Annotated in this window: 19 protein-coding genes and 1 tRNA gene; 7 read left to right on the plus strand and 13 right to left on the minus strand. The window is 43.7% G+C overall.

Annotation, left to right across the window (positions count from 1 at the left end; all coding sequences use genetic code 11):
• Positions 1-2: 2 nt before the first annotated feature.
• From SMUL_RS04110 to SMUL_RS04120, 4 genes are read right to left on the minus strand one after another with little or no spacing between them, the layout of a single operon-like run.
• Positions 3-1,403 (minus strand): efflux transporter outer membrane subunit, encoded by a 1,401-nt coding sequence (locus tag SMUL_RS04110; RefSeq protein ID WP_025343998.1) that lies wholly within the window; start codon positions 1,401-1,403, stop codon positions 3-5.
• A complete protein-coding gene (locus SMUL_RS17750) occupies positions 1,393-2,508 on the minus strand; it encodes an efflux RND transporter permease subunit (protein ID WP_322785711.1) in 1,116 nt (371 codons plus the stop codon). Before SMUL_RS17750 ends, SMUL_RS04110 begins: the two co-directional genes overlap by 11 nt.
• Positions 2,505-4,520 carry an efflux RND transporter permease subunit gene (locus SMUL_RS17755; RefSeq protein ID WP_322785712.1) on the minus strand — a complete coding sequence of 672 codons (2,016 nt, stop codon included), beginning with the start codon at positions 4,518-4,520 and terminating at the stop codon, positions 2,505-2,507. The genes SMUL_RS17750 and SMUL_RS17755 overlap by 4 nt, the downstream gene beginning before the upstream one ends.
• Positions 4,520-5,671 (minus strand): efflux RND transporter periplasmic adaptor subunit, encoded by a 1,152-nt coding sequence (locus tag SMUL_RS04120; protein WP_025343999.1) that lies wholly within the window; start codon positions 5,669-5,671, stop codon positions 4,520-4,522. Before SMUL_RS04120 ends, SMUL_RS17755 begins: the two co-directional genes overlap by 1 nt.
• A 152-nt stretch (positions 5,672-5,823) precedes the next feature.
• Between SMUL_RS04120 and SMUL_RS04125 the strand changes: the two genes are divergently transcribed.
• The 4 genes from SMUL_RS04125 (at position 5,824) to dnaE (ending at position 12,239) form a co-directional block, all read left to right on the plus strand.
• Positions 5,824-6,222 (plus strand): PAS domain-containing protein, encoded by a 399-nt coding sequence (locus SMUL_RS04125; RefSeq protein ID WP_025344000.1) that lies wholly within the window; start codon positions 5,824-5,826, stop codon positions 6,220-6,222.
• Positions 6,219-7,922 carry a cache domain-containing protein gene (locus tag SMUL_RS17360; RefSeq protein ID WP_025344001.1) on the plus strand — a complete coding sequence of 568 codons (1,704 nt, stop codon included), beginning with the start codon at positions 6,219-6,221 and terminating at the stop codon, positions 7,920-7,922. The genes SMUL_RS04125 and SMUL_RS17360 overlap by 4 nt, the downstream gene beginning before the upstream one ends.
• A gap of 125 nt (positions 7,923-8,047) precedes the next feature.
• The gene (locus SMUL_RS04135) at positions 8,048-8,551 is read left to right on the plus strand and encodes a hypothetical protein (protein ID WP_025344002.1); all 504 of its coding nucleotides are present in this window, start codon (positions 8,048-8,050) and stop codon (positions 8,549-8,551) included.
• Positions 8,552-8,690: 139 nt separating this feature from the next.
• Complete coding sequence (gene dnaE, locus SMUL_RS04140) at positions 8,691-12,239, plus strand: DNA polymerase III subunit alpha (RefSeq protein WP_025344003.1); 3,549 nt, start codon at positions 8,691-8,693, stop codon at positions 12,237-12,239.
• A 10-nt stretch (positions 12,240-12,249) separates the two neighbouring features.
• Here the strand turns inward: dnaE and SMUL_RS04145 are convergent, their stop codons facing one another.
• Genes SMUL_RS04145 through SMUL_RS04160 form a run of 4 tightly spaced genes read right to left on the minus strand, consistent with a single transcriptional unit; the run spans position 12,250 to position 15,530 of the window.
• Positions 12,250-12,648, minus strand: a complete 399-nt coding sequence (locus SMUL_RS04145) for a CBS domain-containing protein (protein WP_025344004.1) — start codon at positions 12,646-12,648, stop codon at positions 12,250-12,252.
• A gap of 9 nt (positions 12,649-12,657) precedes the next feature.
• Entirely contained in the window at positions 12,658-13,014 is a 357-nt protein-coding gene (locus SMUL_RS04150; protein ID WP_025344005.1) for a hypothetical protein, read from the minus strand.
• Positions 13,011-14,513: a DUF1538 domain-containing protein gene (locus tag SMUL_RS04155; RefSeq protein WP_025344006.1), complete on the minus strand. Its 1,503-nt coding sequence runs from the start codon at positions 14,511-14,513 to the stop codon at positions 13,011-13,013. The genes SMUL_RS04150 and SMUL_RS04155 overlap by 4 nt, the downstream gene beginning before the upstream one ends.
• A complete protein-coding gene (locus SMUL_RS04160; protein WP_025344007.1) occupies positions 14,514-15,530 on the minus strand; it encodes a sensor histidine kinase in 1,017 nt (338 codons plus the stop codon).
• 68 nt (positions 15,531-15,598) lie between these two features.
• Here SMUL_RS04160 and SMUL_RS04165 point away from each other — a divergent pair, with 68 nt between their 5' ends.
• Positions 15,599-16,858, plus strand: a complete 1,260-nt coding sequence (locus SMUL_RS04165) for an aminotransferase class V-fold PLP-dependent enzyme (RefSeq protein ID WP_025344008.1) — start codon at positions 15,599-15,601, stop codon at positions 16,856-16,858.
• Between the two features lie 35 nt (positions 16,859-16,893).
• Here SMUL_RS04165 and SMUL_RS04170 read toward each other — a convergent pair whose 3' ends face one another.
• From SMUL_RS04170 to SMUL_RS04190, 5 genes are all read right to left on the minus strand, one after another.
• Positions 16,894-18,333, minus strand: coding sequence for a TrkH family potassium uptake protein (locus SMUL_RS04170; protein WP_025344009.1), 1,440 nt, complete (start codon positions 18,331-18,333; stop codon positions 16,894-16,896).
• A gap of 14 nt (positions 18,334-18,347) precedes the next feature.
• Positions 18,348-19,688 carry an NAD-binding protein gene (locus tag SMUL_RS04175; protein WP_025344010.1) on the minus strand — a complete coding sequence of 447 codons (1,341 nt, stop codon included), beginning with the start codon at positions 19,686-19,688 and terminating at the stop codon, positions 18,348-18,350.
• Between the two features lie 131 nt (positions 19,689-19,819).
• Positions 19,820-20,299, minus strand: a complete 480-nt coding sequence (locus SMUL_RS04180; protein ID WP_025344011.1) for a hypothetical protein — start codon at positions 20,297-20,299, stop codon at positions 19,820-19,822.
• Between the two features lie 51 nt (positions 20,300-20,350).
• Positions 20,351-20,427 (minus strand) — tRNA-Ile (locus SMUL_RS04185).
• Positions 20,428-20,519: 92 nt separating this feature from the next.
• Positions 20,520-21,626 (minus strand): FtsW/RodA/SpoVE family cell cycle protein, encoded by a 1,107-nt coding sequence (locus SMUL_RS04190; protein WP_025344012.1) that lies wholly within the window; start codon positions 21,624-21,626, stop codon positions 20,520-20,522.
• 58 nt (positions 21,627-21,684) lie between these two features.
• Between SMUL_RS04190 and SMUL_RS04195 the strand changes: the two genes are divergently transcribed.
• Entirely contained in the window at positions 21,685-22,668 is a 984-nt protein-coding gene (locus SMUL_RS04195; RefSeq protein ID WP_025344013.1) for an RluA family pseudouridine synthase, read from the plus strand.
• Entirely contained in the window at positions 22,595-23,851 is a 1,257-nt protein-coding gene (locus SMUL_RS04200) for a fibronectin type III domain-containing protein (protein ID WP_223809766.1), read from the plus strand. The genes SMUL_RS04195 and SMUL_RS04200 overlap by 74 nt, the downstream gene beginning before the upstream one ends.
• Positions 23,852-23,853 lie beyond the last annotated feature (2 nt).

A 23,853-nucleotide genomic window follows, 5' to 3' on the forward strand; every position in this document is an offset into this window, starting at 1 on the left:
CTTTAGTTTACATGTAAAAGTTCAGCTTCATTCCAACCGCCGCCGAGGGCTTTAAAGAGTTCGGCTTGGTCGGTCAAAAGAGCTTGCTGGGTTGCGATGACACTAAGCGTGCTACTGAGCACCCCTTTTTGTGCGTCTAAGACTTCAAGTTGGTTCGCAACGCCTTGATTGAAACGTTTGGTCGAGAGGTCTAACACTTTTTGGTAGGCTTTGAGCTCTTCTTGTTGAAAGACAAGGCGGCTTTGGGCTAGATTCTCTTTTGCAAGGGCGTCATGCACCTCTTTATACGCTTTTTTCACGGTTTGCTCGTAGCTTACTAAAGACGATTGCAAATCGGTTTCAGAGATGGAGACACGCTGTTTGATACGCCCAAAATCAAAAATCGGCACGCTAAGGCTTGGTCCCAAGCTCCAACGATTCGCACTGGATTTGAGGATGTTGCCTAGATCATCGCTTTGTTGACCGTAACTGCCTGTTAGGCTAATCGTCGGGAAATAAGCGGCTTTTTCAACCCCAATGAGCGCATTTTTACTTTTGAGATTCTCCAGTGACTCTTTAATATCAGGGCGATTTTCCATGAGTGTGGAAGGGACTCCTTGTGGAATGACCAATGCGCTAGGAAGAGTTGCTTCCAGTTTGGAATCCTCAAAAAGTGCTTGCGGGCTTTTGCCGACCAAGATAGCTAAAGCACTTTTTTGCAGCGCAAAACTCTCCATCAAGCTATTTTGAGAGGCTTTGGCATTGTTGTACTGTGCTAAAGCTTGGTTGGCTAAGACGTCGCTGATCGTGCCTGCTTTTTGCTGTTTGGAGCGAAACTCATAATTCTCTTTATAGGCTTGGGCGGTTTGTTCTAACACACGCATTCGCGCTTGCAGGGAGGCTAGGTTAAAGTAAGCGCTGATCACATCGTGGATGAGGGTATTGCGAACCGTCTCACGCGCGGCTTGCGTGGCTAAGTAGAGCGACCAGCTGGATTCACTCTGATTAGAAAGGCGTCCCCAAAAGTCGATCTCATAAGAGAGCGTGCCACTCATAGCAAAATCGGAATACTCCGCTCCCTTGTTTTTCGTTGAATACGCCTCATCGCTGGTTTTTTGACGCGTGTTACTGGCATTAGCATTGAGCGTTGGGAGTTCATTAGCCGTGTTCAGTCCATACGTTTGGCGCGCTTTAAGCACTTTGAGCGCTGAAAGCTTTAGATCATCACTGCCAAGGAGTGCTTCATCCACGAGGGCATTGAGCTTGGCATCGTTAAATTGCTTCCACCACTCTTTGTTTACATGTAAAGCTTCTTGGGTACTTTTGGGTTGCTCCATTTGCGGAACATTAAGCTCAGGCTTGAGCGAACATCCACCCAAAAAAAGGATGGTGACAAAGGATAAAAGGGTAATGCTACGAGTCATGAACGACTCCTTTTTTGGTAAACTTTTCTTTCGTTTTCATAATGAGGTAGAAAAAGAGCGGTACAAAAAACGTACCGATCAACGTCAATGTAATCATACCACCCACAACTGTTGTTCCGATGATATGACGGCTATTGGCACCCGCTCCTGTACTGAGAGCCAGTGGCAAGGTTCCTGCGATAAACGCAAATGAGGTCATAACGATTGGTCGGAAACGAATGCGCGCCCCCTCAATCGTAGCATCGATCAAACTGTAGCCATCATGAAGCTTTTGCATCGCAAATTCCACCATCAAAATCGCGTTTTTGGACGAAAGCCCCACAAGTGTTACAAGCCCCACTTGGAAGTAGATGTCATTTTGCAAATCTCTAAAATAAACCGCGAGTGCCGCGCCCAAAAGTGCGAATGGAACGGCTAAAACGATTGCAAATGGAATCGTCCAGCTCTCATACAGTGCCGCCAAGATCAAGAAAACAAAGATGATCGCATAGATGAAAGCGGTATTGCCACTTTTTTCAAGCAATTTTTCTTGGTACGACGTACCTGACCAAGCGATGGTGTAGCCGTTTGGAAGCACACTTTTTGCGACCTCTTCGATGATGCGAAGCGCGTCACCTGAACTGTAGCCAGGACTTGGCTGACCTGAAATTTGCGCGGCTTGGAACATGTTGAACTTTTGAACAATCGAAGGGCCAACGATGCGCTTAATACTCGCAAGGGAGCTGATCGGGATGAGCCTTCCTTCGCTGGATTTGACAAAAACATCGTTGTAATTTTCCGTCCCTTCTCTAAAGGTGCTGTCACTTTGAACATTGACATGATACGTTCGCCCAAAGAGGTTAAAGTCGTTGGTGTAAGTATTGCCAAAAGTCGCTTGAATGGTAGTAAAGATGTCCGCAGTATCGACACCCAGCGATTTCGCTTTTTCGGTGTCAACGTTGATGAGAAATTGCGGCACATTGGTGTTGATGGTCGAACGCATCGCAGAGAGCTCTTTTCGTTCCGCCGCTTTAGCGAGGATCTCTTTTACATAACCATCAAGCACTTGAATGTTCCCGCCCGTTCGATCTTGCACAAACATCTCAAAGCCACCTGTGGTACTCATACCATAATCGGTGGTGGTGTTACGGCGATCAAAAATGCCTCTTTATTTTGAGACAGACCACCCATCATTTTACCCGCAATCGCTTGCGAAGTTTGATCTGCGTTGGGTCTTTCATCCCAAGGACGAAGACGAATAAAGCTAATACCCGAATCGGTTTTATACGCATTGATAATAAAATCAAGCCCCGACATCGCTCCCACACGAATGACATCTGGGTTGGTAAAGGCAAAGTCACTGACTTGTTGGCTGACCTTTTGCGTTCGATCCAGTGAAGCACCTGGCATAAGGTTGTTGATGATAAGGATCATACCTTTGTCTTCGTTCGGAACCAAACCTGTAGGAATACGTGCGGTGATAAGGAAAATCGCAGCAATGAGGATACCAAAAATCGCAATGTTCATGACACCAAAGCGAATCGTTTTGCGCACTCCGGTTGAGAAAAGTTGCGTTCCCACTTCAAAAAAGTCGTTAAATTTTTGAATAAGCCAAAACGGTGCACTCTCATGTTTACGCAAAAGCAGGGCACAAAGCGCTGGCGTTAAGGTCAATGCCACGATACCTGAGATGGTAACGGAGATGATGACGGTCATCGCAAATTGCTTGTACATCGTACCGCTAAAACCACCCATAAACGCAGCGGGAACGAAGACCGCACATAAAACCATCACGATGGCGATAACAGGACTGGTGATCTCTTTCATCGCCTTAATCGTCGCATCTTTGACACTGAGCTCTTCTTCTTCCCGCAAAATACGCTCAACGTTCTCAATGACGACAATCGCATCATCAACGACCAGACCAATGGCTAGGGTCAAACCAAAGAGGGTTAGCAGGTTGATCGAAAAACCCGCAATATAAAAGCCTGCAAAGGTTCCAATGATGGAGACAGGAATGGCAAGAACGGGAATAAACGTCGCGCGCAAATTGCCCAAAAAGAGGTAGATAATACCCACAACAAGCGCAATAGAGAGGATCAACGTAAAGATCACTTCGTGGATCGATTCGCGTACGAAAATGGTCGGATCATACGCCGTGTCAATTTCAAGATCGCTCGGGAAGTTGGGTGAAATCTCCGCCAATTTTTGCTCTAAAAGATCAGAAACTTCCAGTGCATTGGCGCCTGAGGCTAAGAAAATACCAATAGGGATCATCGGTTTGTTGTTAAAAATACCGCTAAAATAGTACGACTCAACGCCCAGTTCGACGTTGGCAACATCTCCTAGTTTTAAAGAGGAGCCATCGCTGTTGGATTTGATGATGATTTTCTCAAATTCGCTGGCATTTTTAAGTCTGCCATCGGTTTTCACCGTGTAGGTATAGGTGGGTTGTTTTGCCATCGGCTCTTGTCCGATTTGACCTGCGGCGTACTGCTCATTTTGGCTTTTGATCGCATTGATCACTTCCGCGGTGGTTAGATCGTAGGTTGATAATTTATCAGGCTTGATCCAGACGCGAATTGCGTAGTTTTTATTTCCAAAAATGGTCACATCACCGATGCCGGGGATGCGCTTAAGATCATCCACGATGTTGACAAGCGCGTAATTGGAGATAAACGTTGTATCGTGCGAATTGTCTTTGGAGGTAAGTGTTAAAACTTTGAGGATGTCAGGAGAGCGCTCTCTGGTGGAAACACCTTGCTTGCGCACTGCTTCGGGGAGTTTGTTGGTGGCGATTTGCACACGGTTATTCACATCGACTTTGGCTTGTGCGACATCCGATCCAATTTGAAAATAGACGTTGATGCTTACATTACCACTGGGAGAGGCGGTGGTGGTCATGTAGAGCATATTGGGCACACCATTGATCTCCTCTTCCAAAGGTGCGGCCACCGTCGTTGCAATGGTTTGCGCATCCGCACCTGGATAGGTTGCAGAGACGATGATCTGCGGAGGTGCGATGCTAGGATACTCTTGAATAGGCAGCGATTTGATCGCAATGACACCCGCCAAAATAATCACAATCGACACAACGGTTGCAAAAATAGGGCGGTTGATAAAAAACTTCGAAAACATTATTTTGCCTCTTCGTTGATCACTTTATCCACCTTCACAGGTGCTCCCGCTTTGATTCTAAAGAAGTTATTGACGATGACCACATCGCCCTCTTTAAGACCGCTTTCTATCACGTAGTCATTCTCACTTGCTTCGCCCATTTTTACAGGTTTAACCACTGCTTTGCCCTCTTCAACAACAAAGACAACGGTGCCAAGTGGGTTTTGAAGCACCGCTTTTTGTGGCACTTTGATGACGTTGTTGCGGGTTAAGCCCACAAGATTGACCTTGACAAATTGGTTTGGAAGCAGCTCTTTGCCTTCGTTTTTAAACGTCGCTCGCGCTTTGAGTGAGCCAGTTTTGGCATTGAGTGAGCTGTCTAAAAAGTCTATGACACCCATCTCTTTAAATTTTGCATCGCCAATCTGTAAAGAGGCTTTGAGTTTACCCTCTGCGGGGTTGGACCATTTGCCATTTTTGATGTTGTATTTTTGCTTCATCACATCAATGTCGGGGATGGAAAACTCTACATGTAAAGGGGTGATTTGCGTGATGTCAACTAACGCCGTGCCATCGGTGACAAGGGCTCCTACATCGACTTGCTTCAGTCCTGTCATACCGCTCATTGTGGCTTTAATGGTGGTACGATCTAAATTAATGCTCGCCGTTTGCAAGGATGCTTTAGCACTCGCAAGACTCGCTTTGGCCCCTTCATAGGTCCAATACGCACTGTCTTTTTCTTGCTCACTCGAAGCACCTGATTCATAAAGGGCTTTGATTCGATCCCAATCTTTAGACGCTTTTTGCAGTTGAACATCCAGAGAATTCACGTTGGCTTTGGCAAGATTGAGCGCTGCTTCATAGCTATCTGGCTCGATTTTATAGAGTACATCGCCCTCTTTGACAAAATCACCTTCGTTGAAGAATTTCTTCATCAAAATACCATTGGTACGTGCTTTGATCGTCACACTTTGCGAACTGATGGTTTTACCAGGGTATTGCAAGCTCAGTGCCTCTTCTTTTGCCGCAGTGATTTTGTAGACATCCACAGCAGGAGCAGGCGCATTTGTAGTGGCAGGGGAAGGCTGTTTTTTTGCCTCTTCCGCATAACTTTGAGTGCCAAGAGCAAGGCACGTGACCAAAAGAAAGATCTTCTTATTGAGTAAAAACATCAGCATTCCTTAGAGGTGATTATAATATGAATAAATTGTAACATATTGGGATTAATAGTAGGTAAATAACGATGGGTGGAGTAGAGGTTTAATCATCTTTAAACCAAACACACCTTATACTCAAATCAAAGAAGCGTTTAAGGAATAGACAGATGCAAACCGTAGGTGATGAGATTTTGCTGGATGAAACCTCTTTGTTGGTCTCCGAAACAGATGCGAAGGGAAATATTGTGTATGCGGATGAAACCTTTGTCAAATTTTCTGAGTATAGCTTGGAAGAGCTCATTGGAAAACCCCACAATATGATTCGCCATCCCGATATGCCCAAAGCGACCTTTAAAGAGCTTTGGGAGAGTCTGAAACAAGGCAATGTTTGGCAAGGATTTGTCAAAAACCGTACAAAAAGCGGTAAATTTTACTGGGTTTACGCCACCATCTTTCCTTTTGGTAAAGAGCATTACCTCTCTGTACGAAAAATGGCAAGCAAAGATGAGGTCGAAAAATACACCCAACTTTACGCCATCATGCGCGCAAGTGAGAGGCAAAAATGAGACAGTTAAGCATTCAATTTAAAGTAACCTTGTTGCTGGTGATCTCGTTGGTGCTCACAGCGGTGATCTCGACCGTGGTTGTGGTCGTTTTGATGCAAAAAGAGGCCGATGAACGCTTGGAGGGGATTCGCGCGATCATGGCACGTGAAAAAGTAGAAGCGCTCTCCGACAAGGTCAAAATTGCGCATCATGTGGTCAATTCATTTTACGAGGCACTGCAAAAAGAGCCTGAAAAAGAGGCACCAGAGGTTCTTAAAGCGTATCAAGAAAAAGCCAAAATGGCCGTTAAACAGCTTCGTTTTGGCGAAGATGGCTACTTTTGGATTAACGATTTTGCTCCTAAGATGGTCATGCACCCGATTAAACCAGCCTTAGATGGTTCTGACTTGAGCCGATCAAAAGATCCTGCGGGTAAGTTTTTATTTAACGAGATGGTGGATGTGGCTTCCAAAAAGGGAAAAGGCGTGGTGAATTATCAGTGGGAAAAACCAGGCTTTAACACGCCTCAAGCAAAAATCTCTTTTGTCGAAGCCTTTAAGCCATGGGGTTGGATCATTGGAACGGGTGTGTATGCCGATGATATTGATGCTTTAGTTGAAAAAGAGAAGCAAAAACTGGATGAGGCACTTTTGGAGATGGTGGTGCGCAACAGCCTGATTCTTTTGGCGGTCGTCATTGTCTTTTCTCTCTTTTCACGCTATTTGAGTCAAAAACTCATTGGTCGTCGTATGGCGGATTTGAAGCGTTATGTGGAGGATTTTGGGCTTTATGTGACCAATAAAAAGAATGTGATCGATTTCCAGTTGGAAGATGCGTCGACGGATGAGATAGGTTCAACCATTCGCGTGATCGATAAGACGTTTAAAGATTTTGAAAAGCTTCGTTTGGATGATGTGCGTGTCGTGGGCGAAGTGCTCATCATCTGCTCTAAAATGTCCAAAGGCTACATGGAGAACAAAACTTCGTATGTCTCATCAAACTTTTTGACCAATCGCCTCTCGTACGAGATCGATGGGATGATCGCCAAAGTCAATGAAGTGATGGATGCAACACTGGTCTCTTTGAAAAATTTCCAAAACGGGGATTTTAGCCAGCCGATTTCCATTCAAACCCATGGTGAGCTTCAAGAGTTGGTCGAAGGGGTGAATGCGCTAGGAAGTGCGCTCTCTTCAATGATCAGTGAAAATGCTGAACAGAGTGCAAAGCTGCATGAAAATGCTAAGCACCTCGCCGATTCGGTTGCGACCATCAAAAATGAACCTTTGAGTGATCTCAATCGTATTGTGAAAAAAACGACCATGTCGATGCAAGAGATGGGCTCGATTCAGCAACATCTTGCCGATACATTAAGCACGCTAACTCACAACGCGAAAGAGGCGAATGATATTTTAAATATGATTGGCGATATTGCCGATCAGACCAATTTGCTGGCACTCAATGCTGCCATCGAAGCGGCGCGTGCAGGCGATCACGGGCGTGGATTTGCCGTTGTTGCCGATAATATTCGCGAACTTGCCGATAAAACCAGCCACTCTCTGACGCAAATCCAAGCAACCATTGGGGTTATCGTGGGCGGCATCGTCGATAGCTCGGCTAAAATGAGTCACAACGCCAAAGAGATGAACAGTCTCACCAAAGATGTTGAAGAGATCGAAGAAAAGACCGGCGACATCTTAAACATCATGAGTAAATTGGGTTAAAAATCCTTACATGTAACGTGAAATTTCTTTACATGTAAGGTCTCTTTTGAACTGTTTTTCCTTCATTTTTTTGAAGAATACCCGATATGGTTAACGGGGGCAAATGAAAACTAAAGGAGATGGTCATGAGCACCATTAACACATCGTATTCATCCCAAGTTCTGGTCGATCAAAATACCGCCAGTAGTAGTTCAGCACTCTTAACTTCAACGAATGAAGAAGAAGACGAGAGTACAACCAGTTCGAGCAGTCTACCTGTAGACACCGTTGAAATTTCCGATGAAGCAAAAGCGTTAGCCGCATCCAGCAGTAACAGCTCAACGAGCACCAGCGAAGAGAGTTCAACTGAAAGTTCGACAACAAGTGAAAGTAGTAGCCAAAGCGGGGGCGCAAGTGCCACTTCTGGAACCAGTAGTGCATCAACAAGTAGCAGTGACAGCATTGATGCACAAATCGAAGCGTTAGAGAAAAAAATTGCTGCACTCGAAAAAGAGATCGCAGCGGCACAACAAAAATCAAGTGGTGATGAAAAGAGTGCTCAAGATGTTCAGGCGAAACAAGCCATGGTCGCATCGTATCAAGCGCAAATTTCTACCCTTGAAACGCAGGCTGCTGAAACATCTGCCTAAAATCTCCCTGTTTGGCTTGGGCAAAAGCTTTACATGTAAGCTTACATGTAAAGCTTTTAAGGCAACTCTTACACCCTCTTAAGTCCTCATTCGCTACAATAATCTCTTAATGAAAAAACTAAATTATTGATGAGAAACGATGAGCGACACACCTTACACCCATTTACATTTACACACCGAATACTCCCTTTTGGATGGCGCCAATAAAATAGGCAAGCTAGCCAAAAAACTCAAATCCCAAGGCGTCACTTCGGTTGCGATTACAGATCATGGAAACATGTTTGGCGCGATTGATTTTTACAAAACGATGCGCAAAGAGGGCATTAAGCCTATCATTGGCATGGAAGCGTACATTCACAACCAAGATGACATCGGTGATAAAACCACCAAGCAGCGTTTTCACCTCTGCTTGTATGCTAAAAATGAGGTCGGCTATAAAAATTTAATGTACCTCTCTTCGATGAGTTATATCAAAGGCTTTTACTACTATCCGCGCATTAACAAACAGATTTTAAAAGAGCATTCGGAGGGGTTGGTCTGTTCAGGTGCGTGTCTGCAAGGCGAAGTCAACTGGCATCTGAATCTCAACAACAAACGCAACGTCCAATTTGGCGCGAAAGGGTATGAACGCGCTAAAGAAATAGCCCTTGAGTACAAAGCAATTTTTGGCGAGGACTTTTACTTAGAAGTGATGCGTCATGGCATTCCTGATCAGCACTTCATCGATGATGATATTTTGCGTATCTCTCAAGAGACGGGCATCAAACTTATCGCCACCAACGACACCCACTACCTAGAGCAAGATAATGCCGAAGCGCACGAGGCGTTTATGTGCATCGCGATGAACAAAGAGTTTGATGATCCTAACCGTCTGCGCCACTCCGTACATGAGTTTTACGTCAAATCACCCGCACAAATGAGCGACTTGTTTGCCGACATTCCTGAAGCGATCTCCAACACGCAAGAGATTGTTGATAAGTGCAATTTAGAGATTAAACTGGGCGATCCAACCCCTCCAAAATTTAAATTTACCAAAGAGTATGCCGCTAGAGAAGGGCTTAATTTTGAAAGCGATGATGAATTTTTTGCCTATAAAAGTCGCGAGGGACTCGAAAAACGTCTTTTACATGTAGACCAGAGCAAACACGAAGAGTACAAAGCCAGACTTGAGCGCGAGATCAAAATCATCTGCGATATGAAGTTCCCGGGTTATATGCTCATCGTTTGGGATTTTATCCGTGAAGCCAAAGAGCGTGGCGTGCCAGTAGGCCCTGGACGAGGTTCAGCCGCGGGAAGCTTGGTTGCCTTTTCGCTTTTTATCACCGACATTGACCCGATGCCCTATAACCTGCTCTTCGAGCGATTTTTGAATCCTGAACGTATTAGTATGCCCGATATCGATATTGACTTTTGCCAAAGTCGCCGTGGCGAAATTATCGACTATGTCGTCGAAAAATACGGTCGTTTCAACGTGGCGCAAGTCATCACCTTTGGTAAACTCTTAGCCAAGGGAGTCATTCGTGACGTGGCGCGAGTTCTTGCCATTCCTTACGCAGAAGCCGATGCGATGGCAAAACTGATCCCTGATGAACTGGGCATTACACTTAACGGCATTGGCGTGGAGGGTGAAGAGGGCTACAAAGGTGGCGCGTACCAAAAAGAGCCGAAGCTTCGTGAACTCATCGAGAGTAGCCCTAAAATGCAACGTGTGTGGAAATTCGCACTTGCCCTTGAAGGATTGAATCGAAACTCTGGTATGCACGCCGCGGGTGTCGTTATCAGCGATGAAGAGTTGTGGCATAAAACACCGCTTTACCAGCCCTCTGGTGAAGATCATCTCGTCACACAGTATTCACTCAATTACCTTGAAGATGTCGACTTAATCAAGTTCGACTTCTTGGGTCTGAAGACCCTGACTGTCATTGATAATGCGCTGAAACTCATTAAACTTCGCTACCAAAAAGAGATTGATTTTACGACGATTGATATGAACGATCCGAAAGTGTATGAACTGATTCAAAGCGGCGATACGGTCGGATTGTTTCAGATCGAATCGAGCGGTATGCAGTCACTCAATGAACGCCTTAAACCGACCAACTTTGAAGACCTCATTGCGGTATTGGCGCTTTACCGTCCAGGTCCGATGGAATCAGGAATGTTGGATGACTTTATCGACCGTAAAAATGGCAGAAAAGAGATCAGTTACTTTTTTGATGAATTTACAGAGCCCCTTCGACCGATTTTGGAGCCTACTTACGGCGTTATCGTTTACCAAGAACAGGTTATGCAGATCGTTCAGTCCATTGGCGGTTTTAGCCTTGGCGAAGCGGACTTGATCCGTCGTGCGATGGGTAAGAAAAAGATCGACTATATGAAACAAAAAGCCGAAGAGTTCGCGCAAGGTGCCGTCGATCAAGGCTTAGATCGCGCCCATGCGATTGAGCTTTTTGGATTGATCGAGAAGTTTGCGGGATACGGTTTTAACAAATCACACTCCGCGGCGTACGCGATGGTTACGTTTGAAACGGCGTATCTGAAATGCTACTATCCGCAAGAGTTTATGGCAGCACTTCTTACATCAGAGCAAGACAACACCGATAAAATCGTTAAGTACATTGATGAGGTCAAGCGTCTTGGACTCAAACTTTTACCTCCATCGATTCAGCACAGTTTGATTGAATTTAGCGCCATTACCGATGCGGATGGGCAAGAGGCGATTCTCTTTGGTATGGGCGCGATCAAAGGGGTTGGTAATGCGGCGATCAGTAAGATTTTAGAAGCGAGAGCTGACGCTCCGTTTGCCGATATGAGCGATTTTATCTCCCGAATTGACAGCTCCAAGGTCAATAAAAAAGTGTTAGAATCCTTCATCAAATCGGGCAGTTTTGATGACTTTGGTTACTCCAGACGCGCTCTTTTAGAGGGGATTGATAGCATCATTGAAGCGAGTGCCGAGTGCAGTCGCGCGAAAAAGATGGCAGAATACTCCTTATTTGGCGACGCCGAAGAGATGACAACCGTACATGTAAGCATCGAAAACATCCCTGAATTTGATAACAAACGCATGCTAGAATTGGAAAAAGAGACCATTGGTTTTTACATTTCAGGACATCCACTTGATGCGTTTAGAGCCGAAATCGATGAGATGAGTTATACGCTTTCCAGTGAAAAAGATCAGATCGAAGATGGCAGTAAAGCGCTGTTTATCGGCAAAGTGGAAGGTATTACGGAGAAAATCAGCAAAAAAGGGAATAAATTTGGCATTATCTCGCTGATGGATTTTCACGGCTCGATGGAGCTCACGGTGTTTGAAAAACAACTCGAAGCACTCTCCCGAATGGACATTGAAAAACCGCTCTGCTTTAAAGTCGATGTGAGTAACGATGGGCAAAATACCAAAATGCGCGTCATGAAAATCATGGAACTCAGTGATGCTAAAAAAGAGAAAATCGAGACCAAAGTCATTGAAGTACCGCTTGATCCTAAGGTGCTTTTGATTGATCTGAGCGATGATACCAGCAAGCTGGAATTTTTATACCAAATCGTACGCGAGAGTGTAGGGCGCAGGCCTTTGCATCTGGTCATTACCTCCAAACTGCAAGATGTGCTCATCGAAACAGGTTTTGGTGTGGATGACAGCATCGATGAGAAACTAGCAGGAATGGAGTTTGTGAAGGTGGTTGCTTAAACCACCACCTCTACGCCTCTTCTTCGATCGTTCCCAAAAAGAGAGTTAAGATGTCAGTCATCGTCAAGATCCCCTCTAATTCGTTGTTATCCACGACTAAAAGCCGTTTAACATTGTTTTTGACCATCAACTGCGATGCGTACTTTAAATCAAGCTGTTTGGAGACCTGAATCGCAGGCTTGGAGCAGATGTCATAAACCCTTAAAAGATCAATATCCCCATCACTTGAGACAATCGAGTACAAAATATTTTTATAGGTGAGCAACCCATACGCATCGCTTGGACGAATTTTATCGACGATAAGCGATTTGACTTTGGTGTTGCGCATCATCATAAGGGCATCGCGCACAGGTGCCATGGGTGAGACAATCACCAGATTATCTTTGATCATTACTTCTGAAACTAACATATTTTCTCCTTAGAGTGCATCTAATATCTCTTTTTCAAAAAGCTCCACCTCTTCTGCTTCCATTCCCGAGATATGGGTGAGGGGAAAGGTAAAGATGAGCCCTTTGGACGCTTCGTTTTGATTGAGCAGATTTAAAGCTTTGCGCAGTGCCTTAAAGACGTTCATGGAGAGACGTTGTGGAAGGATGAAGAGCAACACAGAGACATTCTCTTCCAAAGTGAGTCCAAAAAAGATCTTTTTCTCTTTCAATCCTATGGTTTTGCCATTTAAAATGGTCACACCTCCTGCACCTGCCTTCTTGGCAGTCTCTATCGCCATCTCCTCTTCGGCATTTGGCACAATAACGGTTAATACGGTAAAGTTCATTTTTCTCTCCTTTGAATCATACGCTGTGTGATGATCCCGTATCCCATAACGGTGATCATCGGAAAAAGTGAGGCAAAGGCAATCAGCCCAAAGCCATCAATGAGTGGGTCTCTTCCTTCGATATTTTGTGCCAAGCCTAAGCCTAATGCCGCCACGAGTGGAACCGTCACGGTGGATGTGGTCACACCTCCGCTATCGTAAGCAATGGGGACAATGTATTTGGGGGCAAAATAGGTCATAACGATGACAATACTATAGCCTATAATAATAAAATAGTGCAAGGAGGCACCATTGACAAGGCGAAAACAGCCAAGCGCAATTCCAATCGCAACGCCAATGGCTACAAAGATGCGAAGCATCGTTTGGTTGATATTGCCATTGCTCACCTCCGAGGCTTTCATAGCAATGGCGATGAGTGCAGGTTCTTCCATCGTCGTTGCAAAGCCGATCATAAAACCAAAAAGATAAATGACCCACGTACTTTTCATGGTCGTCAGTTGATACGCAATCGTCTCACCAATCGGAAACAGCCCGATCTCAAGCCCCACAATAAATGCATCTAATCCCAAGATAACCAACACTATGCCCGTAAGAATCTTTGGAAGATGGGCAATGGGTTTTTTAATGATGACGTATTGAAAAAAAGCAATGACTAGAATAATGGGTAGAACATCTTGCATGACCCCTAAGAGATCGAGCAGGATTTGGGAGAAAGAGAGTGTATGTTCTGGAAGTGCGAGTGCCTCTTTGCTTGCCGTTGCAATGGCAGTGACCACGTGGGTATCGGTAAAATTATAGACCACCAGACCAAAAACTTGCACGAAAATCATCGGCGTTAACGAGGCAAAGGCAATCAAACCAAAGCCATCGATAAGTGGATTGCGTCCTTTGATACACGAAGAGAGCCCAATGCCCAGCGCGGCTACGAGCGGAACCGTCACCGTAGAGGTTGTAACGCCACCGCTATCATACGCTAAGCCGATGATCTCTTTGGGGGCAAAGAAGGTGACACCAACCACCAAAATGTAGCCACCGATAATATAATAATGAATCGGATGACCCCACAAAATGCGAAGGGCTCCTAACGCGATTGCGCAACCAACGGAGAGGGCTACAGTGATGCGCAGGTAAAAAGCGTCAATTTTGCCTTCGCTGATCAGTGCTGCTTTAGTGGCAATGGCAATGAGGGCGGGTTCGGCAATCGTTGTTGAAAAACCTATCAAAAAGGAGAAGCATAATAGCCAAAAAAGAGAGTCTTTGTGCGCAAAATCGTGCGCTAACGCTTCACCGATGGGGAAGATGCCAATTTCAAGCCCGCGAATAAACAGCGCCAATCCCAATGCAACGATGAGAAGTCCAAGCGAAGTAGGCACCAAATTCTCAGGCACGGTTTTAATAAATGCGATCTGAAAAAAGATCACCACGGCAATAATGGGCATTAAATCTTTGGAAGAGTTTTTAAAATCCGTTGCAAAAAGGAGCAAACTCTCTTTAAACATTTAGCGTCCTATTTTAATTTCAAAACCTTTAGGATCTTCAAGTAAATTGATTTTACCACCATGCGCTTGAATAATCTGCAAAGAAAGAGCCAGTCCAAGCCCATTTCCCTTCGTTTTGGTCGTTTTGAAGGGTTCGAAAAGAATGTTTTTATTTTCAATAGGCTTGCCATCATCCTTTACATGTAAAAGAATAAACGCCTCATCTTCCACATACGCGATGCTGACTAAGCCACTCTCTTTTTCACACTCTTCAATCGCATCGATGGCATTAAAAATGAAGTTTTGAATGACCAAATTGAGAAGCTCAAAATCGGCTTTGATCTCGACGTGGGGTAGGTCAAACTGAAAGGTAACTTCTTTGGTGTACGAGTAGTGCGAGATGGCTTGTTCACACTCTTTAATCAAGCGATCCAGGTAAAAATAGCTGGGGTTGATCTGAACATTTTTAGTAAAAAGTAGGGTCGCTTTGATAATGCGCTCCACCCGCCAAATCGCTTTTTTGATCTCGGTCACAAGGGGCTTTACACTCGGATCGACTTTTTTAAGCAGCGTGGAAGCGAGCAGTGAAACCGAACCTATGGGGTTGCGGATTTCATGAGAGAGGTGTGCGGCGACTTGTCCCATGGAAACCAAGCGCTCTTGGCGTTTTCCCTCGGTGATGTCTGTGGCGGTAATGATCTTTTTATCGCTTTTGGTGACACCTTTAATGAGGTAAGAGCGCCCTTCAAAATCGATCTCACTCTCCTCTTCAAGCACCAACCCTTCTAAGATCGCGCCCATTTTTTTCGCTTCGCTGTTTTGCAAAAAGATAGCACCATCACTGTCAAAAACCCAAAGCGCATTGGGCTGTACTTCGATGATCTGGCGAATAAAATCTTGCAAGGTGGTGTAGGATTCATTAAGCTTTTTGTACTCATCTTCAATGACATACGTTTGGTTGATCAGATCTTCAAGCCCTTGTTTAAAGAGCTCTTTTTCTTTAGCGCTGAGGCTGTTGAGCAAATTTTCATCAATCATTTTTGATTCCCCTCATCGCATAAGCTGTTTATAAAGGGTATAATACCCAAAAAGTTTTGGATAAAGTAGTGCAAGCCATACGCAAAAACATCATTAAAGATAAAAATCTTCTCTATTTCGACTACACGGCGTCCGGTCAGGGCTATAAGCCGATTGAAAAACAGATGCAAATCCTTCTTAAAACCTATGCTAATACCCACTCTGAAGTGGCGTCAAGTGCGATTCAAACGAGTGCGTATTACGCTAAAGCACGTTGTGATTTGAAACATGCTTTAGCGGTGGATGAGCGTTTTTATCTTTTTCCGTGTGGCTCAGGTGCCACAGGGGCGATTAAAAAATTTCAAGAACTGATGGGGATTTACATTCCGCCTCGCACCTTAAAACGCTTTACATGTAAACCCCAAACGCTTCCCGTTGTTTTTGTAGGCCCTTACGAGCACCACTCCAATGAGCTCAGTTTTCGAGAAGGGTTGTGTGAAGTGATTCGTGTGCCTTTGGATGAAGAGGAAAAGATCGATATGGCGTTTTTACAGACCCAGCTTGAGCTTCATAAAGAGCGTGAGATCATCGCTTCGTTTTCCGTTGCCTCCAATGTTACAGGCATCGTGAGCGATTACAAAAATATTTATACTCTCATCAAGCGCTACAACGGCATCTTGTGCCTTGACGCGGCGGCGGCTTCACCTTACATTAACATTGATTGTAACTACTACGACGCACTTTTTCTCTCACCGCATAAGCTCTTGGGCGGGGTGGGATCGTGCGGGCTTTTAGTGATGAAAAAAGCGTTATGCACCGAAGCCACACCCACCTTTGCAGGGGGTGGAACCGTTGGGTATGTGTCACGGGTTTCGCACACGTTTTTAAGTGACATGGAACTGATTGAAGATGCTGGAACGCCTGCTATTTTGCAGTTTATCAAAGCCTCATTGGCGTACAACCTTCGCAACGAAATTGGTTTGGAGAAGATCCAAGCTGTGGAAGATGAGTTGAAATTTTATTTTGGTTCACGTGTTCGTTGTATCGAAGGGGTCAAGCTTTACTGCAAATATTCGCAAGAAAAGCTTCCCATTTTCTCTCTTAATTTTGAGGGGATCAATCCGTATGATATTTCGCAATACCTTTCGGATCATTTTGGAATTCAAACCAGAGCGGGATGCAGTTGCGCAGGGCCTTACGGACACGATCTTTTAAAACTAGCCGATGGTCAAGATTTTGATGAAAAGCCAGGTTGGCTGCGTATTTCTATCCATTACACGCATACGAGAAAAGAGATCGACACGCTTTTAAAAGCGATCAAACACGCCGTAGGTGCACTCAAAAAATAGCGTAAATCCTTTTACATGTAAAGCGAAGGAAGAGGTTAAAACTTCTTCCAAAAATTACGACCGAGCATCATAAAAACGGTATAACACTCTAATCTTCCGATAATCATCGCCGCAGAAAGTACAAGTTTATCGTACCATGTAAAGAAGGCGTAGTTTTGCGAAGGCCCCGTAAGATTCAGCCCAGGACCGATATTGCCGATCATGGCGATGGACGTACTAAAGGCGGTTAAAAAGTCAAACCCTCTGGCAAAGAGGTACATCGTTACCATAAAAGCGGTGAGGATGAAGAGTGCAAAAAAGCCAAAAACCGAGTTGATGATGGAGCTTTTAATCTGCTTTCCATCGACAAAAATCGAGGTGATGACATCGGGCTGAATGGTTCGTTTGATCTCGAGCGCGATATTTTTAAAAAAGAGCACGTAGCGAATCATTTTAATACCACCTGCCGTTGAGCCCGCATTCGCACTCATAATCATGGCGATGATGGCGATCATCATCGTACATTGACCCCATTTTTCATAATCCAGCGAAGCAAAACCCGTGGTCGAAGCCAGTGACGTGACGGTAAAAAAGGAGTGTATCAATGAGTTATAAAAAGAGTTTTGCGATGTTAGCGTGTGTTCAAGCGCCATCATAAACGATAAAAAGAAAATAAGTCCAATATACCACTGGTTCTCTTCGGTATTAAATGCCCATTTATCGCCATTAAAGAAGCGAATATGGGCTAAAAAGTTGATGCCTGAGACAAGCATGAAAAAAATCGTTGTCCAGATAACGCCATCGCTAAAACCAGATAATGAGCTGTTTTTGGTGGAAAAACCACCCGTAGAGATCGTTGAGAAAGCGTGGTTAATGGCATCAAACCAGTTCATACCAAAGAGCATCAAAAGCGCAAAATCTGCCAGTGTAAAGAGGATATACACCGCCCAAATACGGTTAGCAGTATCTTTGATCTTAGGTGTGATTTTATCCATCGAAATGCCCGTCGATTCGGCTTTAAAAAGGCTCAGTGACCCGCTAGGATTGATCAGTGGTAAAAGTCCAACCCCTAAAACGATGATACCAATACCCCCAATCCAATGCATCAAACTTCGGTGAAATAAAATGGCTTTGGGTAAGATCTCAACATCGGTATAAGCACTTGCCCCTGTTGTTGTAAAACCGCTAATCGCTTCAAAAAAAGCACCTGCAGGATCGATATTGGTGTAAAGTACCATAGGGATGGCACCACCAATTCCTAGAAGAATCCAAATGAAATTAACTGAGACAATGCTCTCTTTAATGCCAAGCGTCATCTCATCATTTTTAAGAATCAAAAAAGTGGAAAGGTTAATGATAAACAGAGCAAACATCGCTACAGCGTAGATAAAAACATCTTCGTTGTAAAAAAAACCTACAATGGGGGGAATGAGGAAAAGAAAAAAGACAACCAGTCCAACAGCAGAGACAAATTTTAAAATGCTTTTAATACTCATGGCGCTCTTTTACATTAGACATTTTGCTGAAGCCATTTGGCGACAACTTCAAAATCGGACTCTTTGGTAAACGCGACAATGACATCATCGCATTCAAAGGTTGGGATAAGGCGATATTCGTAAATATCATTACCACGCAAAATAATAAAATGCCCTTTGTCATCCACTTTATCAGGCAGGTGCAGCTTCTCGCCAATCAACGAGGACGTGGCATCAATTTTGCGCATAATCACGGAGCCTTCGCCACCACAAAATTTCTTTTGGGTTAAAATGTTGTTGGAGTGAATGCGCTCTAAAATGGAGTAGTAGGCGTTAATCTTCTCACCTCTCACCACTTCGATATTAAGGTTACGCATCAAAGAGGAGTAAGCGATGTCATTATTGATACCAATGATCTTTTTGATCCCTTTTTGCTTGGCTTCAATACACTTGGTGATGTTATACTCATCATTTTTTGTTGCGGCAATAAACATGTCGGTATCAAAACGGGTTTTATTGACAATGTGATCGGCATCATAGGTTGTTTTAAGCACGGTCGCTTTGTTTTTAAGTTCAATATTGGCTTTACGACACAGCTCAATGTTTTTATCCATAATCTGAACATCAATCCCTTTTTTAAGCAGTACCTTGGCAATCTCAATACCGAGCGAATCTGCTCCAAAAATAACACAATTTTTAATGGGAGTGGAAAGCTCGTTGTTCTCGCACGCGAGTGAACGAAGGGAGAGAATGGCACTGGGGAAGGCAAAGAGATAAACCAGATCATTCGGAAGCATTGTCTCCACAGGCTTAGGAACAAAAAACTGCTTATGGCGCTCCATACCAGCAACGGCAAGTTCACCATTGAGCTCACCAATAAAGGTCGAGATCATACGCGGCGTAAAGTCATCTTTAAGGCGAATGGAAACGAGAAGTGCTTTGGTGAACGCAAGCGCTTTGGCATTGTGCGCATGTGAAAAATCAACAAGGTATTTAAAGGGTTGCGCTGCTTCAAAGGAGGGAACAATGGTATCGTTAATGTTGAGCTTTGTTTTGACTTGGTCGCTGGCGAAGAAATTGTTTTTAAGACGAATAATCTTGCGTTTCACCGTTGCGATGTTATCGATAATTAAAGAGGAGAGAAGATTCACTTCATCCGAATCGGTTACCGCGATAAAAAGATCGATGTGTGGGTTAATACCAAGGTAGGTATGAGGGTTTTCAATATTGCCGCAAATTCCTAAAACGTCGAGGTTTTCGTGAATGTTTTGGATGGCATATTCATTTTGATCGATGATCGTCACGCTATTGTTGTGCATCAGGTGTTTGGCAATATTGTAGCCAACTTTCCCGGCGCCTGCTATAATCACTTGCATAGGGTTTTATCTCTCATAAAGTATTTTCAATGAACGTATAAAGAGGTATTGTATCACATTCTTGTAAAAAACAAGAGGGAGCTAAAAGAGGTAATTTAAGCGTCAAACAAGTCCCAGCAAAGTAGCCAAAATTACTTTCGGCTATCTGATTCGTTGTATTGTTTCATACTTTCAATGTAGGTATCGCGAAGCGTATTGACATAAGCGTTCGCTTTTTTAGTGTCGGTGATGGTGATGAGGGCTTCATTGCCAAATTTATCACTGGTCTTGGAAAGATCATACGCAAGTTTTGATTTTTCATTGACTTTTTGAAGGGCTTTAAAAAAAGCTTCATCCATCTCTTTGTTTTTGAGTTTATCATTTTGGTAGAGGTAGAATGCAACGCGGTACACTTCATCTTTATCGGTGCTATAGACTTCGACGTATTCAATGGCATTATCAAGAAGTTTAATATTGAAATAATTCTGATCCTTGGTCACACAGGAGAATTCTGTGCATTTAAAACCATTGGCTTCTAAAAAAGCTCTGTCTTTACCAATAAGATCATCTAAAAACCCAGCATTAAGCGTGAGATGGGAAACGAGTGCTAGAAAAAGAAGCGCTTTTTTCATAACATTTACCTTTGTGTATCAAATTAAACAAATTCACACGTAAGAAGCATATGGTGGGTCCTGAGTGGCTCGAACACTCGACCACCCCGTTATGAGCGGGGTGCTCTAACCAACTGAGCTAAGGACCCATTTTAAAGAGTGAAATTGTATCTTTTTAATTGTTAAAAGAATATAAAAAATAGATGAAAAAAGAACGTTAGGTAAGGCGTTAAATAGGGCGTTAGAGCGAATATTTAATGGAACGATAGGTCGGGTCAAATCGGAAGGCTAAAAGGTTTTCCAAAATGCCAAAAAGAGCGAAAAAAGTGATGAAACTACTGCCGCCATAACTGTAAAAAGGAAGGGGAACGCCCACAACGGGAGCAAGCCCTATGGTCATAGCAATGTTGATGCTCATGTAAAAGAAAATGAGCAGAGAGATGCCACTGGTGATAACTCTGGCAAAGTAATCTTCTTTGAGAATAAAATTGAGGCTGAGAAGATGGGTGACTAAAAAGGCATAGCATAAAATCAGCCCAAGGGCGCCCCAAAAACCAAGTCGTTCAACGGTATACGCAAAGATAAAATCGCTGGTGGCAATCGGTAAAAATTTGTAGTGGGTTTGGGTTGCTTCACTGCGCTCTTTTCCTGTCAGTCCGCCAGATCCTATGGCGATGATGGATTGCTTCACGTGGTAACTGGGTTTTTCAGAGACAAAGTCTGCAATACGCTGTTTTTGATAATCGTGCAAACCATTGTAGAGCAGTGGACTGCTGATACCTATGAGAATAGCCAAGGTAATCCAGATCTTTTTATGAACGCCGATGACAAAAAGCGTTCCATACCCCAGAAGCAGTAAAATCATCGCTGTACCCAAATCAGGCTCTTTCGCCACAAGAATAAACGGTAAAACGATGTAAAAGCTGAGTTTAAAAAACGATTTCCAGCCATATCCTTTCGCATCGGGAGGATTGTGTTTAATGAGATAAGCAAGCATAAGAATAAAAGCGGGTTTGAAAATTTCTGAGGGTTGAATGGTGAAATGGACAAAAGGAATCTCAAGCCATCTCCTTGCCCCCAGTTTTGCAATACCAAAAAAATCAACACTGATCAGTAAAAGGATGGTGACCCAGTAAAAAAAAGGGATGACCCATTCGATTTTTTTGATGGGAATAATAAAAAATAGGAAAAATGCAAAACAACCAACCGCGTAATAAACGATCTGTTTATTGGCAAGCATACTACTGGCTTCAGCGATAAGATAATAAGAGAGAATAATGATAGGAAGGACGAGTATAGGAATTAAAAAATCAAAATGTGTTAAGATGCGCCTATCAATTTGAAACACTAGATCCCTTTGGAAAAGTTTTGGAAAGTATATCAAAAAATAGAGGAAAGTAGGCTGGATGGAGTTTACATGTAAAGAGTCAAAAAGGCTCGATGCCGCCATGAGCGAAGCGCTGGAATTACCACGCAATCAGGTCGAAAAACTGATTAAAAACGTCGGTGTCACGGTGGATGGAAAGCTGTGTACAAAGTGCAGTTTGAAGCTGGTAGAAGGCAATGTTGTGCATTACGAATTTGTAGAGGCACCGCAAAGCCCAAGCAGTTATGAGGTTGATTTTGATGTGCCAATCTTGTATGAAGATGACGATCTTTTGGTGGTCAATAAACCGCCTTTTTTAACTGTGCATGGTGCACCCAGCGTCAAAGAGGCGACACTGGTCGATTGGCTCCAATGTAAGGGCATCAATCTCTCAACAATCAGCGGAGAAGAGCGCCATGGCATCGTGCATCGCATCGATAAAGAGACCAGTGGCGCGCTCGTGATTGCAAAAAACAATGAAGCCCATTTAAGCCTTTCGTCTCAGCTGGAAGATAAAAGCATGGGTAGGTACTATCTTGCGATCATTGATCTACCCCTTAAAGATGACATCGTGGTAGAGCTGCCCATTGGACGCAGTGTGAACAATCGTCTTAAAATGGATGTCGCAAAACGGGATGGCCGAATGGCAAAAAGTGCGTTTACAAAACTCTTATTATCGCGTGATAGCAAAAAAGAGCTGATTGCAGCAAAGCTGTTTACGGGGCGAACCCATCAGATCAGAGTGCACCTCCAAGCGCTCTGCCGCCACATCTTGGGCGATAGTTTATACGGCTTTAAGAGCCAAAATGGTACAATACCCAGAGTTATGTTACATGCTTATATTTTGTATCTAAAGCATCCAAAAACAGGGCAATTGTTGCAAATACATGCTCCCTTATGGGATGATTTTGATGCCTATTTAACACATCATTTCAGTAAGGACGAGGTCAATGAAAAAATTACTTTGGATAGCATCGTTAATGGTTTTAAGCTTAATGATCACTGGTTGCGAAAAGACGCTTGAAACACCAAAAGAGCCAATTGTTGACGCTTCTTTACCTCGTGTAGAGAGTATTCGAACCCTTCCAGGTTCCACTGACGTTGGTTTTGAGTGGACACCTATTTACAGTGCACAAATCGAAGGATACTACCTGTACCGCCAAAGTGGCAACAGCATGAAAAAAATTGCCACGATTAAAGACAGGTATATCTCACACTATGTTGACACCGAGTTAAATCCCAATACCAGTTACACTTATCAGATGAGCACGTATTCACCCGATAAACATGAATCAGGTCTTAGTATGATGGCAAATGTGACGACATTGGCGCCTGTTGCAAAAGCTCCAACCCAAGGTTCTGTTGAGCCTGTTTCGTTTATTACCGCGATTTCAGATCTTCCTGCGCGTATCAAAATTATTTGGCGACCGCATGGAATGGAAAATGTAGAGTACTACATTATCGAGCGTAACGAATACAAATCGACATCATGGGATGAAGTGGGTAAAGTCAAAGGCAGGTTAAATGCCGAATACATCGATCAAGACATTAAAGATAACTATGTTTACCGCTATCGTGTTAAAGTCAAAACCAATGATGGCGTTCTCTCCAAGCCAAGCGACACCGTTGAAGCGCATTCAAAAGCACTTCCTAAGGCCATTACAGGGGTTCAAGCAACGTCTAATTTGCCTAAGAAAATTATGTTGACATGGAGTCCATCAACAACGAGTGATTTTGCCTATTATAAAGTCTATCGTTCACCAACATCGAGCTTGTTTTACAGTTTTTATGGCAAAACGGTCAATACCGAGTTTGAAGATTTGATCAGCGAAAATGGCAAGACCTATTATTACCGCGTTGTCGCCGTGGATGTTGATGGGCTTGAATCCAAGCAAGAAGGCACTGTTACGGGTATGACACTCTCCGCACTCAAATCTCCTGTTGTTCGTTCGGTAAAGCATGATAGCGGCTCCATTTACATCACATGGGGTGGGGATGATAATGCGATTAAATACACCATCACCAAAGAGTTTGAACTCTCTGGCAAAACACAAAAACAGAGTTTTACCGGTATTTTTGAAAGCAATTTTATCGACCAAGATACACGACCAGGCGTTGAATACAAATACAAAATTATTGCAATTGATAAATACGGCATCGCTTCGGATCCTTCGGATAGCGTCGTTATCAAGATTCCAAAGGAATAAAA

The organism is Sulfurospirillum multivorans DSM 12446 (assembly GCF_000568815.1).
GTDB classification, from domain to species: domain Bacteria; phylum Campylobacterota; class Campylobacteria; order Campylobacterales; family Sulfurospirillaceae; genus Sulfurospirillum; species Sulfurospirillum multivorans.

What these genes read in the sequence shown, in the direction of transcription:
- SMUL_RS04200 (WP_223809766.1), top strand. Translation starts at nt 22,595, where the DNA reads ATGAAAAAATTACTTTGGATAGCATCGTTAATGGTTTTAAGCTTAATG.
- SMUL_RS17360 (WP_025344001.1), top strand. Translation starts at nt 6,219, where the DNA reads ATGAGACAGTTAAGCATTCAATTTAAAGTAACCTTGTTGCTGGTGATC.
- SMUL_RS04125 (WP_025344000.1), top strand. Translation starts at nt 5,824, where the DNA reads ATGCAAACCGTAGGTGATGAGATTTTGCTGGATGAAACCTCTTTGTTG.
- SMUL_RS04195 (WP_025344013.1), top strand. Translation starts at nt 21,685, where the DNA reads ATGGAGTTTACATGTAAAGAGTCAAAAAGGCTCGATGCCGCCATGAGC.
- SMUL_RS04145 (WP_025344004.1), bottom strand. Translation starts at nt 12,648, where the DNA reads ATGTTAGTTTCAGAAGTAATGATCAAAGATAATCTGGTGATTGTCTCA.
- SMUL_RS04180 (WP_025344011.1), bottom strand. Translation starts at nt 20,299, where the DNA reads ATGAAAAAAGCGCTTCTTTTTCTAGCACTCGTTTCCCATCTCACGCTT.
- SMUL_RS17755 (WP_322785712.1), bottom strand. Translation starts at nt 4,520, where the DNA reads ATGTTTTCGAAGTTTTTTATCAACCGCCCTATTTTTGCAACCGTTGTG.
- SMUL_RS04150 (WP_025344005.1), bottom strand. Translation starts at nt 13,014, where the DNA reads ATGAACTTTACCGTATTAACCGTTATTGTGCCAAATGCCGAAGAGGAG.
- SMUL_RS17750 (WP_322785711.1), bottom strand. Translation starts at nt 2,508, where the DNA reads ATGAGTACCACAGGTGGCTTTGAGATGTTTGTGCAAGATCGAACGGGC.
- SMUL_RS04110 (WP_025343998.1), bottom strand. Translation starts at nt 1,403, where the DNA reads ATGACTCGTAGCATTACCCTTTTATCCTTTGTCACCATCCTTTTTTTG.
- SMUL_RS04175 (WP_025344010.1), bottom strand. Translation starts at nt 19,688, where the DNA reads ATGCAAGTGATTATAGCAGGCGCCGGGAAAGTTGGCTACAATATTGCC.
- SMUL_RS04120 (WP_025343999.1), bottom strand. Translation starts at nt 5,671, where the DNA reads ATGTTTTTACTCAATAAGAAGATCTTTCTTTTGGTCACGTGCCTTGCT.
- dnaE (WP_025344003.1), top strand. Translation starts at nt 8,691, where the DNA reads ATGAGCGACACACCTTACACCCATTTACATTTACACACCGAATACTCC.
- SMUL_RS04155 (WP_025344006.1), bottom strand. Translation starts at nt 14,513, where the DNA reads ATGTTTAAAGAGAGTTTGCTCCTTTTTGCAACGGATTTTAAAAACTCT.
- SMUL_RS04170 (WP_025344009.1), bottom strand. Translation starts at nt 18,333, where the DNA reads ATGAGTATTAAAAGCATTTTAAAATTTGTCTCTGCTGTTGGACTGGTT.
- SMUL_RS04160 (WP_025344007.1), bottom strand. Translation starts at nt 15,530, where the DNA reads ATGATTGATGAAAATTTGCTCAACAGCCTCAGCGCTAAAGAAAAAGAG.
- SMUL_RS04135 (WP_025344002.1), top strand. Translation starts at nt 8,048, where the DNA reads ATGAGCACCATTAACACATCGTATTCATCCCAAGTTCTGGTCGATCAA.